The organism is Mesorhizobium ciceri WSM4083, assembly GCF_000519305.1.
In the GTDB taxonomy this organism is placed as follows: domain Bacteria; phylum Pseudomonadota; class Alphaproteobacteria; order Rhizobiales; family Rhizobiaceae; genus Mesorhizobium; species Mesorhizobium ciceri_B.
In genome coordinates this window covers 407,008-419,007 of sequence record NZ_JAFG01000003.1, presented here as the reverse complement: position 1 = coordinate 419,007, position 12,000 = coordinate 407,008, and the positions used below count along the sequence as shown (strand labels likewise).

At 63.9% G+C, this 12,000-nt stretch carries 10 protein-coding genes; 7 read left to right on the top strand and 3 right to left on the bottom strand.

The window, feature by feature from the left end; translation table 11 throughout:
• Positions 1-26 precede the first annotated feature (26 nt).
• The 5 genes from MESCI2_RS0101960 (at position 27) to MESCI2_RS0101940 (ending at position 4,686) form a co-directional block, all read left to right on the top strand.
• On the top strand, positions 27-890 hold the full coding sequence (locus tag MESCI2_RS0101960) for an ABC transporter permease (RefSeq protein ID WP_027035086.1): 864 nt from the start codon (positions 27-29) through the stop codon (positions 888-890).
• A complete protein-coding gene (locus MESCI2_RS0101955; RefSeq protein WP_027035085.1) occupies positions 890-1,678 on the top strand; it encodes an ABC transporter permease in 789 nt (262 codons plus the stop codon). Before MESCI2_RS0101960 ends, MESCI2_RS0101955 begins: the two co-directional genes overlap by 1 nt.
• On the top strand, positions 1,678-2,742 hold the full coding sequence (locus MESCI2_RS0101950) for an ABC transporter ATP-binding protein (protein ID WP_027035084.1): 1,065 nt from the start codon (positions 1,678-1,680) through the stop codon (positions 2,740-2,742). Before MESCI2_RS0101955 ends, MESCI2_RS0101950 begins: the two co-directional genes overlap by 1 nt.
• 238 nt (positions 2,743-2,980) lie before the next feature.
• Complete coding sequence (locus MESCI2_RS0101945; RefSeq protein WP_027035083.1) at positions 2,981-4,231, top strand: aconitase X; 1,251 nt, start codon at positions 2,981-2,983, stop codon at positions 4,229-4,231.
• Positions 4,228-4,686 (top strand): aconitase X swivel domain-containing protein, encoded by a 459-nt coding sequence (locus MESCI2_RS0101940; RefSeq protein ID WP_027035082.1) that lies wholly within the window; start codon positions 4,228-4,230, stop codon positions 4,684-4,686. Before MESCI2_RS0101945 ends, MESCI2_RS0101940 begins: the two co-directional genes overlap by 4 nt.
• Here the strand turns inward: MESCI2_RS0101940 and MESCI2_RS0101935 are convergent.
• On the bottom strand, positions 4,647-5,732 hold the full coding sequence (locus MESCI2_RS0101935) for a siderophore-interacting protein (protein ID WP_032900286.1): 1,086 nt from the start codon (positions 5,730-5,732) through the stop codon (positions 4,647-4,649). The two genes, MESCI2_RS0101940 and MESCI2_RS0101935, sit on opposite strands and share 40 nt — an antisense overlap.
• A 2-nt stretch (positions 5,733-5,734) precedes the next feature.
• Entirely contained in the window at positions 5,735-7,861 is a 2,127-nt protein-coding gene (locus tag MESCI2_RS0101930; protein WP_027035080.1) for a TonB-dependent hemoglobin/transferrin/lactoferrin family receptor, read from the bottom strand.
• 181 nt (positions 7,862-8,042) lie between these two features.
• Between MESCI2_RS0101930 and MESCI2_RS0101925 the strand changes: the two genes are divergently transcribed.
• Positions 8,043-8,984 carry a heme/hemin ABC transporter substrate-binding protein gene (locus MESCI2_RS0101925; RefSeq protein WP_027035079.1) on the top strand — a complete coding sequence of 314 codons (942 nt, stop codon included), beginning with the start codon at positions 8,043-8,045 and terminating at the stop codon, positions 8,982-8,984.
• A gap of 20 nt (positions 8,985-9,004) precedes the next feature.
• Here the strand turns inward: MESCI2_RS0101925 and MESCI2_RS0101920 are convergent, their stop codons facing one another.
• Complete coding sequence (locus MESCI2_RS0101920; RefSeq protein ID WP_027035078.1) at positions 9,005-10,033, bottom strand: LacI family DNA-binding transcriptional regulator; 1,029 nt, start codon at positions 10,031-10,033, stop codon at positions 9,005-9,007.
• A gap of 336 nt (positions 10,034-10,369) precedes the next feature.
• Between MESCI2_RS0101920 and MESCI2_RS0101915 the strand changes: the two genes are divergently transcribed.
• Complete coding sequence (locus MESCI2_RS0101915) at positions 10,370-11,983, top strand: extracellular solute-binding protein (RefSeq protein WP_027035077.1); 1,614 nt, start codon at positions 10,370-10,372, stop codon at positions 11,981-11,983.
• Positions 11,984-12,000 lie beyond the last annotated feature (17 nt).

Here is a 12,000-nt window from a genome sequence, read left to right as displayed (position 1 = left end):
TCTTCCAATACTGGGAGGAGGGTACCATGGCAGCTGCGACAGCGTCGCGAAGCGGGCTGAGATCGGCATTGCCGCTGCTGGCGCCAGCCTATCTCTGGCTGACGGTGGCGATCTTCCTGCCGCTGTCGGCCATGGTCTTTTTCTCGTTCATGACCGAGCTGCCGCTGTCGGGAAAGCCGTGGGCGTTCACGCTTGGCAACTATGCCGCCTTCTTCTCGCAGAGCCTCTATCTGACGCTGCTGCTGGCCTCGCTGCGCCTTGGCCTCGAAGTGACGCTGTGGTGCGTCGTCATCGGATATCCCGCCGCTTACGTGCTGGCCAAGGTGCTGAAGGGGCGCAGCCGTGAGGCGATCTTCCTGCTCGTCATCCTGCCGTTCTGGTCGAATGGGTTGGTGCGCATCTTCTCCTGGGCGATGGTTTTGCGCGAAGGCGGCATTCTCGACACCGCGCTCAACGCGGTGCTGCCGTTCAAGATCAACATCGACCTGATGTACTCTTATCCGGCCGTCATCATCGGACTGGTGCATTCCTATGTGCCCTACATGGTGCTGACCTGTTATCTCACGCTGCAGGCCATCGATGACTCGCTGATCGAGGCAGGGCGCTCGCTCGGGGCGTCGCGGTTGCAGGTGCTGAAGCGGGTGATCATCCCGCTGTCAATGCCGGGGTTGGTGGCGGGTGCGGCGCTGATCTTCGTGCCGGTCGTCGGCTCGTTCATGGAACCGCGCATCCTCGGCGGCCGCACCGGCACCTTCTACGGCACGATCATCGAGGACCAGTTCGTCGCCGTGTTCAACTGGCCGCTCGGTGCCGCGCTCTCCTTCATCCTGCTGGCCGTAGTGCTGGTCATCCTGGCGGTTGCCTCGCCGGTGCTGCGGAGGGCTGCATGATGGCGACCACCCGCATCCTCGAAGGGCTGGGCCGCTTCTACATCGGCCTGCTGCTCGCCTTCCTCTATCTGCCGATCATCATCATGGCGCTGATGTCGTTCAACGTTTCGCCCTTCTACCAGCTGCCGTTTGAATGGACGACGGAATGGTACGCCTCGCTGTGGCAGAACGACCAGCTTATTGCCGCGACCTGGAACAGCGTCGAGATCGCCGTCATCACCACGATCATCTGCGTCGTGCTCGGCTCAGCGGCGTCGTTGGCGCTCTATCGCTACGAATTTCGCGGCAAGAAATTCCTGCAGGCGCTTTTGTTTCCGCCGATCGCCATTCCGTGGCTGATCACCGGCACGGCGATGCTGATCTTCTTTTTCGGCGTTGGCATCGGCCGCGGCCTGCATGCGATCCTGCTCGGCCATGTCGCGCTGGCGCTGCCCTATGTCATCGTCGTCGTCTCGGCCCGGCTGCAGACCTTCGCGCCGGAGCTGGAAGAGGCGGCGCGCTCGCTCGGCGCCAACCAGTGGCAGGTGACAAGACGCGTCACGCTGCCGTGGATCATGCCTGGCGTCATCGCCGGCGGGCTGTTTGCGTTTGCCGTGTCATTCGACCAGTTCGTGGTGTCCTATTTCCTGGCGACGCCGGGCCAGACGACGCTGCCGGTCGAAATCTACGCCGCGATCCGCAAGGGTTTCACGCCCGAGATCAACGCGGTCTCGACAATCATCATTGTCGTGTCGATGGCGCTGATGCTGCTCACGGCGCGGTTCTTCAAATTCGGCGGAGAGAAATAATGGCCGGCGTGCAAGTTTCGAACGTCTCGCGCAGCTTTGGCGCGCACAAGGCGCTGGACAACGTCTCCATCGATTTCGCCGATGGCGGCTTCTATGCGCTGCTCGGGCCGTCGGGCAGCGGCAAGACCACGCTGCTCAGGCAGATCGCCGGTTTCGATTTTCCCGACTCAGGCCGCATTGCCATCGGCGGCGAGAGCGTCGAGCGGGTGCCGGTCGAAAAGCGGCGCATCGGCATGGTGTTCCAGAACTACGCGCTGTTTCCCAACATGAGCGTCGCCGACAATGTCGCCTTCGGTCTGTCGGTGCGCGGCGAGGCCAAGGCGGTTATCGCCACCGAGGTGCAGCGCGCGCTCGATCTGGTGCAGCTTGGCAAGCTCGGTGGCCGCCGGCCGCATCAGCTCTCCGGCGGCCAGCGGCAGCGTGTGGCGCTGGCGCGCGCCATCGTCACCAAGCCGCGCGTGCTGCTGCTCGACGAGCCATTGGGCGCGCTCGACAAGGCGCTGCGTGTCGATATGCAGATCGAGTTGAAGCGCATCCAGCGCGAGATTGGCATCACCACCATCTTCGTCACCCACGACCAGGAAGAAGCGCTGACGATGAGCGACCGCATCGGCATATTGCGCGACGGCAGGCTGGTGCAGGAGGGGCCACCGGAGGAGATCTATGACCGGCCAAAGAGCGAGTTCGCCGCCACCTTCCTCGGCGACGCCAACATTTTTCGCGGCGATACGACGGGCGATGGCATCCGGCTGGCGGACGGCACGGCGATTGCCGCGGGCGCCGGTGCCAAGCTTGCCGCCGGCGCCAAGGCGAGCTGCGCCGTGCGACCCGAACGCATCCGCATTGCCAGGGATGCCGGGACTTCGGATGGCTCCGCAAACATGCTCAAGGGGCAGGTCTCAAAGCGCATCTTCGCCGGCAACAACAGCACCTATTTCGTCGAGCGTGGCGGCCAGACGTTGAAGGTGATCGTGCAGAATACCGGCAAGGAACGGCTGGCGGAAGGTCAGGATGTTGTGCTGCGCTGGTCGCCTGAGAGCACGGTGTTGATCGTGGCGGGTTAAGTAGCGCTGTGGAGGGATGGGATGGTTAGCGTTCCTTCGCGCCCCCCTCTGTCCTGCCGGACATCTCCCCCACAAGTGGGGAGATTGGCTTTGATAGCCGGTTTTCGCAAATCGCCGACGTTGCAAAAAAATTGCGATAAAGCTCAAGCTGCCGATCTCCCCACTTGTGGGGGAGATGCCCGGCAGGGCAGAGGGGGCGCTGCCCCGCCATACGATCGCGTAAGTGGCTGGAGTACCGATGACGCTTGAATTGACCGCGCGCGACCGATCCATGCTCGACGGCGAGCAGGGTCCATCCGCAGCTGCCGCCATGAAGATCCTGGTCGCATTTTCCAATGCGGTTGGGGCGCGCGGTCTGCTCGACATCACTGGCGCCCATATCGATGGTTGTCTCTACCACGGCAAGGCAGGGCTCGATTTCGTCGAGCGGCTGGTCGAAGGCGGTGGCCGCGTCCAGGTGCTGACGACATTGAATGTCGGTTCGTTCGATCTCATCCATCCCGGCATGGTGAAAATGCCGGCGGCGGAAGAGGTGCCGGCGCGGCGGTTGATGAAGGCGCATCTGGAGCTCGGCTGCCAGGCGACCTTCACTTGCGCGCCTTACCAGACGCGGTTCCGGCCAGGCTTTGGCGAGCAGATCGCCTGGGGCGAATCCAACGCCATCGTCTTTGCCAATTCAGTGATCGGCGCGCGCACCAACCGCTATGGCGATTTCATCGATCTGTGCTGCGCCATGACCGGCCGCGCGCCAGCCTGGGGCCTGCATCTGAGCGAGAACCGGCGCGGCCGGATTTTGTTCGAGTTGGATGTCGCGGACCCCGAACCGAGCGACTGCCTGTTCGTCGGCATTGGGCTGATCATCGGGCAAGCGAGTGGCGACCGCGTTCCGGTGATTGCCGGTCTGCCGCAGCCGCGCGACGAGGACCAGCTGAAGGCGCTGGGCGCGGCGGCCGCAACGACGGGTGCTGTGGCGCTGTTCCATGCCGTCGGCATCACGCCGGAAGCGATGACGCTCGATGAGGCGTTCCAGGGTCATGCCCCTGACGAGACGATCCGCATCACCCGCGCCGATATCGACCACGCGCTGGCCAGGCTGTCGAGCGTGCCGGATGGCGCGCCGGTTGCGGCCGTGTCGCTCGGCACGCCGCATTTTTCGCATGAGGAATGGATGCGTCTTTTGCCGCTGCTGCGCGAGGTCGCGCCGGGCAGGCGCATCCCGATCTATGTCAACACGGGCCGTGCGACGTTGACGCGGCTACAGGAGGAGGGCGCGCTTGATGGCATGGAGGCGTTCGGCCTGATTCCGGTCGCCGACACCTGCACCTATGTCACATCGATTCTGGAACGCCTCGACGGCGTTGTGATGACCAATTCCGGCAAATGGGCACATTACGCGCCGGGCAATATCGGCGTGTCCGTCGCCTTCGCCGAGATGCGGGATTGCATCCGCTCTGCTGCGGCCGGGCATGTCGTGCGGAGCGCCTCATGACGCGACCAGTGGAACGAACCGGCACCTTCCAGCTGGCCGGCGAGGCCAAGGGCCAGGCGCTGGTATTTTCGCAAGCGCTCAGCTTCTGGGGCGGCATCGATGCCGAGACCGGCGAGATAACAGACCATTCGCATCCCGGTCTCGGCCAGAATGTCGCCGGCAGGATTTTGGTCATGCCGAGCGGGCGCGGCTCATCGTCTTCATCCTCGGTCCTGGCCGAGGCGATCCGCAGAGGCACGGCGCCGGCCGGTATTCTTCTGGAGCGGCCGGACCCGATCCTGGCGGTGGGCGCCATCGTTGCCGAATTTCTTTATGATATCCGCATGCCGCTGGTGGTGTGCGCTATTTCGAAGCTTGTCTCCGGTGATCAAATTGATATCGGCATCGGCAAAGACGGCGGGCCGATCATCAGAGTTCACCCCGCCATCAATCCGGCAGCACCACGCCGCCAATAGGCAGCCGCCAGCGTTTGATCGCGACCAAGTCCCATAGTGTCGCGCCAATATTCGCGCACGATCTTGGCGGCAGCGGCTTCCGCCGCGAACCAACCGAAGGCCGAACCGTCCTGCGGCCACGCCACCGAGCGGACAGCCTCGGCCAGCAGTCTGTCCTCGCCCGCCGCCACGCCATCCCGTGTCAGCCAATGCAATTCGATGCCGGTGGCATTGGCGATCTCCTGCCGTTCACCGTCATTGGCGATCTCGACGAAGGCAACGCCTTTTGTCTCGGCCGGCAGCGTCTCCAGCAGCCGCGCCAGCGCCGGCAAGCCGGTTTCGTCAGCGCCCAAGACATACCATTCTGCCTGCCGCACCGGACGGCCGACCGGCCCCATGATGCCGACCTTCATGCCGAGATCTGCCTGCATCGCCCAACTCGAGCCGACGCTGTCACCGGGATGGACGAGGAAGTCGACGTCGATGAGGCCCTTTTCCACGTCGAGCGCGCGGATGGTGTAGACGCGCGCCACCGGGCGCCGGTCGTCGGCGGGCCAGACCGGCAAGCCATTGCCGCCCAGCACTGGCCAGAGCGGATCGGGCACCTCCTTGGTCGGAAACAGCATGCGGATGTGCATGCCGCCGAACTTGGCGAAACGCGAGAGATTCTCGCCGGCCAGGCGAATCCGGCGCATATGCGGAGTGAGGTCGCGAACATCCGTCACCACCATCTCGCGGAACTGGGCGAGGCTGGTTTCGCCTGAGAGATCGCCGGTCCAGACGATTTCGGGGTTTTCGTCCCTGGCATAGACTTGCACCGCCGTGGCGAGCAGATCCTTGATGCGGGCGAGCCCGTCTCGGTCGGCAGCATTGGCCCGCATCACCAGCCGCTTCATATCGATGGAGGCTTCGCCAAAGGCGAAGCGGAAATCGATGCGCTGTCCATGATGCGAGGCATCGGCCTCGAAGCTCTGCAGTCTGTCGCTGATGCTGTCCATGTAATCAGGCAGACGCCGCAGGTTGAGTCGCGCCTCGCAGGCCAGTTCACGCACCGATGCTTCGTTCATTGTCAGCCTCCGATCCTGCCGGTGAGGGCCACCTTGAAGGTGCGGCCCTTGCCCTGTTCGGTTGCCGCCGAGGTCGACCATGCGCTTTGCGGGTCGGTGTAGGCGGTGTTGAAGATGTTATCGACGCCGAAATCGAGCTTGAGGTTGTCGTTGACGCGCCAGTTGGCGAAGACATTGACCAGGTCGAAGGCATCATCGACGACCGGCACGGCGTTGGGATTGGTGCGGCTGGTGCGGGTGATCTTGCCGACGCTGAGATATTGCGCGCCGACGGTGAGCTGGTCTTCCAGCATGCGGAAGCCGATCGTGGCCGAGAAGCGGTCGAGCGGTGTGTTGTTCAGCGCCTGGCCGGAATAGACGCCGCTGACGACCTTGGCGTCGATCAGCGCCCCGGCGAGGTTCACGAAGCCCCAGACGTAGTCGTAGACCATCTCGGCCTCGACGCCCTTCAGGCGCGCGTCGCCGATGTTGATCGCCGTGCGCGGAAGGACGGTCAGGTCGACGTCGATATAGTCCTCGACGTCGGTGTGGAAGACGTTGAGCTTGGCGCGCAACCGGTCGCCCGCCGTCAGCAACTCGTCGTATTTGACATTGATGCCGGCCTCCCAGCTCTTCGCCGTTTCGGGCTGCAGCAGGAGATTGGGCCGATAGGTGTCGCCGCCGCCATGCGCGCCGCCGCCACGGAAGACATCCTGCAGGCCAGGCGCCCGGTAGCCTTCGGAGTAGGTGCCATAGAGCTGAAAGCCGTCAAACGGCGTGACGCCGACGGTGAGGCGTGGCGACCAGCGGTCGCCAGAGATCGAGGCTTCCTGTGGCGACGGGATGCGCGTTTCGCCATCGAGCTGGTAGCCATCATAGCGCATGGCCGCGATCACCTGCAGCCACTCCTTGTAGTCACCTTGCCATTGCAGGAAGCTGCCATAACCCTGCTGCTCGCCGGCGCCGAAATGTGCTGCTTCCGAGGAGGCCTCGAGATAATAGTAGTCGAGACCGTAGGTCAGCGTGTGGGCCAGCCCCCAGGCGTCGAAGCGCGAGGAGTTCTTCGCGTTGAAGCCCGAGGTGGCGACATCGTAAAAACGGAAATTGCCGATCGCCGAGGTGGGCCAGACCTGCGTCTGCTCGGCGCGGGTGCGGTTGTGGTAGGCATTGGCGCTGAAGTCGATCAGCTCATTGTCGTCGGGCTTCCAGGTATAGGCGGCGGTGTAGGTCTGGTTGGTGGTGTTGGTGTCGTAGCGGCTCAGCGTCGGCGAGGTCGAGCCGCTCGATCCGGTGATCTGGTCGTTGTAGCGCTGCAGGATGGCGCCGAGCTTCAGCTCATGGCCATCGGCCGGCCGCAGCGTGGCCTTCAGATAGCCGCTGGTCACCCGCTCGCCGGTCCATGGCACGGTCTCGCCATTGCCGTCGGTGTAGCTGTCGCGGTCGCGGTAGATGAGGTTGCCGATGATGTCGGCATCGTCGCTGAAGCGGTAGGCGCCGGTGGTGCTGGTGGTGAAGCCGTCGCCATTGTCCTCATAGCCGAGCTTCTCGCTTAGCGCCCAGCGTTCGTCCTTCTTGAGGAAGTCGCTGGCATCCTTGGTCTCGAAGGAGACGACGCCGCCGATGCCGCCGGAACCATAGGCATTCGACACCGGACCGCGGATGACGGTGGCTTCCTTGATCAGGTCGGGTTCGACATAGAACGAGCCAGAGCCATGACCGACGCGCCAGTAGTCCTGGCGGGCGCCATCGAGGGTGACGACGACGCGGCCATATTGCTCCAGGCCGCGGATGTTGATGGCGGTTGCGGGATCGTCGCCATTCATCGAGGCAGCGACGCCGGGCGTGGTGCGAAAGATGTCGGCGGCGGTGTCGGGCTGGATGCGGTCGAGTTCGTCCTGATCGACGGCGCTGATGGCGGCCATCGATTCGATCACCGCTGTTTTGATCATCGTTGCCGAGATGGTGATCACGTCGAGCATCGTCGCCGGCTGGTTCTGCGCGGGATTGGCCGGCGCCAGGCGGCCGGCCTTGGCGGCGGCCTTTTTCTCGCGGTCCTGTTCCTGCGCGCTGGCAAGAGGCACGGCGCAGAGGCCGAGCACGAAGGCGAGCGCGGTGCTCGCCATCAATGTCGTGTTTGTTGTCGTTGTCATGCAGCCCCCAAGCAAAAGCAAAACTGCTGGCGGTGGCTGAACGGCCTTGGCTGGCATGATGGAAAATCCCTCGACCAGGCAGGTCAGGGCATGGGTCACATATTAAAACATGATGACACAAGTCAACTTTAAATTTATAGCCGACCATCATCGAGAAGCAATCTGGCACAGGAACAGCGGCATGGTCGGCAGTTTAGGCGAAGGCAAGACGACCCACTGGTCGCAACCGGGCAGGATCGCGGCGGTGCTGCTTCTGGCACTGGCGGTGCTGGCGCCTTCCTGCGGCTTCAAGGCGCTGGCCGCCGAGACCGTTGTCGATGCGCTGGGGCGAAGCGTCGTGCCGGGCGCGGCGACCCGGATCATGACGCTCGGTTCCGACGTCACCGAGATCGTCCACGCGCTGGGCGCCGGCGAGCGGATCATCGCCGTCGATCGCGGCAGCAAATATCCGCCATCCGTGACTGGGAAGCCTAATGTCGGCTACCGCCGTCAGCTCTCGGTCGAGGGGCTGGCCAGCCTGCGCCCCGACCTGATCCTGGCCGCCGAAGACAGCGGGCCTCCTGAAGCGGTCGAGGTGCTGAAGTCGCTGGCGATCCCGATCGTCTTCGTCCCGCAGGACAACAGCCCGCAAGGCATCGAGCGCAAGATCACGCTGATCGCCGCCAGCCTTGGGCTCGAGGACAAGGGCAAGGCGGTTTCGGCCGAGGTGCTCACCGCCTTTCAGACGGCAGCCGATCTGGCAGCAAAAATCCCGCCGGAGCGGCGCAAGAAGGTGGTGTTCTTCCATGGCCTTGTGAAGCTGAGCGCAGCCGGCGCCGGCACCTCGGCCGACGCCATCATCCGCTACGCCGGCGGCCTCAACCCGATGGACATCGTGCAGGGCTACAAGGCGGCGTCGGAGGAAAAGCTGGTCGAGATGGCGCCCGATGTCATCCTGATGATGAGTGACGGCAAGGGCGGGCCAACGGCCGAGCAGGTGTTCGGCAACCGCGCGCTGGCGGCAACGCCTGCGGCGGCCAACAAGGCGCTGGTCGTGCTCGACGGCGCCTACATGATCGGCTTCGGCCCGCGCACATCAGATGCGATCCGCGACTTGGCGAAGGCGCTCTATCCGGAAGGGTAGGCGTTGACTAGGTTTGCTGCTCAAATCTCCGGGATGTTTTCCTTGAAGATCACCTGCAGCCTCGGCTGGTGCAATTCATAGGGCAATCCCCGAACCGCATGGGTCAAGGTGTTGAGCGCTTCGCGGGCCTCGACGCGCGGGTTCTGGTCGATGACCGCGTCGAGCGTGCCGTCGAGCAGAAGGTCCTTGGTGCCGTCCGTCACTTCGTGACCGAGGAAGACCATGGATTGGGCGCGGCCGCGCTCCTTGAGCGCGCGGGCGATACCGGTGTTGCCGGCGCCGACATTGTAGATCGCGGCAAGGTCGGGGTGCCGCTCCAGCAGCGCCGATGCCTCCGAATAGGCCTTCTCGCGGTCGTCGAGCATTTCGCGCATCTCGACGATCTGCAGATTGGGCGATTCCTCGGTCAGTACGTGACGGAACCCCATCTCGCGTTCTTCGTGGCCGCGATAGGACAGCGAGCCGGCGAACAGCGCCACCTTGCCCGGACGCCCCGATCCCATGAAGCGGTTGAGCAGATAGCCGGCCAGCCGCCCGGCGGCGCGGTTGTCGATGCCGATATAGGCGACCCTGGGCACATGCAGGATGTCGGAGGCGATGGTCACCACCTTGATGTCGTTGGCCGACAGCGAGCGGATCGCTTCGCGCACCGTCGGATGGTCGAGGGCGATGACGCCGACGCCTTGCGTCTGTCCGCGCAGATCCTGCAGCAGGCGGGCGAGCCGGTCAGGATTGAAGCCCTCGATGGTGGCGATATGGACATCGAGGTCGGGCCGCGCCAGAGCCTGTGCCTCGATGTGGCGGTGCAGCATCTTGATGAAGGAATTGGTGCCGGCCGGCAGCGCGAAATCAAGCCGGATGATTTCGCCGGGCGAGGGCCGTGGCGGCGTGCCGTTCGGGCCTTCGGCGATGTAGCCGAGGCGCTGCGCCATTTCGAGCACGATTTCCCGCGTGCGCGCCCGCACGCCGGGCCGGTTGTTGAGCACGCGGTCGACGGTGGCGGCCGAGACGCCGGCTTCCCGGGCTATGTCAGTCAGGGTGGAACGCACCGTCTTTCATCTCCTGCATGCGTCAGATCGGCTGGTGACGGCTTCCGCGTCATCGGCGATTCTGATGGGAAATGATGTATCCGCCCTTGGCCGATGTGCAAGCCGCCGCGCTAAATCAAATGGCCCGGCAGGGCTGCGCGGGGCCGGGAAGGGTCGGGTGCCCTCAAATTGAGGCATCCGGCTTGACGTAGGGATCCCGTTTTTGTGCATTTCCTTGCCCCATTGCAATGTTATGATGTGTTCTGATTATTTATGATGTTGACAGCCTTGCCCTGCTGCCGTCAATATCCCTCATAAGGGTCGTGGAGGAAACGTGGCCCTGAGGGAGGAGTTTCAATGTCTGACTTGATCCGCATCTCGCGGCGCCGGCTGCTGGCGTCCGGAGGAAAGGCGGCTGTGATCATGGCCGCCGCTGGTATCGCACCCCAATTCATTCGTCCCGGCCGTGCCTATGCGGCCGACGCGCTGGCGCCAGGCATGATCGGCGGCCCGACGGGCTTCGATGGCGCCGAGCGCTACCAGTATGGCGCCGACACGCCGGAAGGCCGCGCCATCGAGGCGGCCAAAGCGCTGAAGGGCGCCGGCAAGGCGCCGGCCAAGATCGTGCTCGGCCTGTCGGACGGCTCGATCGGCCAGCTCACACAGCCGTTCCCGGCCGGCGCGCCGTCGATCAAGGAGCTGTGGGAAAAGGAAACCGGCATCGCGATCGAAATCGTCGGTCTGCCGAACGGCCAGGAATTCACCAAGACGATGCAGGACATCTCCACCAAGGGTGGGGCCTACGACATCTATTCGACCGAATGGAACCGCCTCGGCGACCTCGCCGAAACCGGCGGCATCGCCAAGCTCGACGACTTTGTCGCGCAGCACAAGCCCGAGTGGGACGATCCCGTCAGTGGCTATGTCAACGGCGCCAAGGGCGTGTCGCTGCTCAACAAATATCGCGGCTCGAACTACGGCGTGTCGCTGGACGGCGACTTCCAGACCTGGGTCTACCGCACCGATCTGTTCGGCGACGAAGCCGAGAAGAAGGCGTTCAAGGACAAGTATGGCTACGATCTGGCGCCGCCGAAGACCTGGAAGCAGCATGGCGACATCGCCGCCTTTTTCCAGCGCCCGGACAAGGGTCTGTTCGGCTCGACCGACCTGCGCAACCAGGGCTGGGGCTATACCAACTGGTATCAGCGCTATGTCTCGATGGCCTCGCCCAACCAGTTTCTGTTTGGCGATGACGGCAAGCCGATGATCAATTCCGAGCAAGGCATTGCCGCGACCAACGAATATGTCGCGTCGCTCGCGCATCATTCGCCGGATGCGATCTCCTGGGGCTGGCCTGAACAGTATGGCAATTTCGCCAAGGGCGGTGCGGCGATGACCTGCGCCTTCTCCAACCTGCCGAAATTCCTCGACAATGCCGGCAACAAGGACTCGGCTGTCACCGGCAAGATCGGCTCGATGCTGCCGCCCGGCCGCGAGATCGGCGGCAAGCTGATCAGCCGTTCCGTGCTGTGGTTCTCGCTGACCGGCATGGTCTCGTCGCAGTCGAAGAACCAGGAGGTCGCCTATCTCCTGCTGCAATGGCTGGGCTCGGCCCGTATCTACGCATGGATGAGCGCCAACCCCGGCGGTTATCTGGACCCGTTCCGGCTTTCGGACTTCTCCGATCCGCTAGTGCGCCAGACCTATCATGCCTACCACATGGACGTCGTGCGCGAGACGGTCGCCCGCACCGTGCCGACCATCAACTATCCCGGCGCGACAGCCTTCCACAATGCGCTCGACGAGAACCTGATGGCGGCGCTGACCAAGGCCAAGACATCGGAGCAGGCGATGGCCGATACCGAGGCAGAGTGGAAGAAGATCGCCCGGCGCACCGGCGAGGACAAACTGCTCGAAGCCATCAAGACCAACAAGGAGGCCTGGCCGACAGTTCTCGATCCAATCGTCTGATCCTTCTCCCTGGATCA

Coding starts and splice junctions, on each gene's coding strand:
- MESCI2_RS0101930 (WP_027035080.1), bottom strand. CDS start 7,861: ATGACAACGACAACAAACACGACATTGATGGCGAGCACCGCGCTCGCC.
- MESCI2_RS0101955 (WP_027035085.1), top strand. CDS start 890: ATGGCGACCACCCGCATCCTCGAAGGGCTGGGCCGCTTCTACATCGGC.
- MESCI2_RS0101925 (WP_027035079.1), top strand. CDS start 8,043: ATGGTCGGCAGTTTAGGCGAAGGCAAGACGACCCACTGGTCGCAACCG.
- MESCI2_RS0101935 (WP_032900286.1), bottom strand. CDS start 5,732: ATGAACGAAGCATCGGTGCGTGAACTGGCCTGCGAGGCGCGACTCAAC.
- MESCI2_RS0101945 (WP_027035083.1), top strand. CDS start 2,981: ATGACGCTTGAATTGACCGCGCGCGACCGATCCATGCTCGACGGCGAG.
- MESCI2_RS0101950 (WP_027035084.1), top strand. CDS start 1,678: ATGGCCGGCGTGCAAGTTTCGAACGTCTCGCGCAGCTTTGGCGCGCAC.
- MESCI2_RS0101915 (WP_027035077.1), top strand. CDS start 10,370: ATGTCTGACTTGATCCGCATCTCGCGGCGCCGGCTGCTGGCGTCCGGA.
- MESCI2_RS0101940 (WP_027035082.1), top strand. CDS start 4,228: ATGACGCGACCAGTGGAACGAACCGGCACCTTCCAGCTGGCCGGCGAG.
- MESCI2_RS0101960 (WP_027035086.1), top strand. CDS start 27: ATGGCAGCTGCGACAGCGTCGCGAAGCGGGCTGAGATCGGCATTGCCG.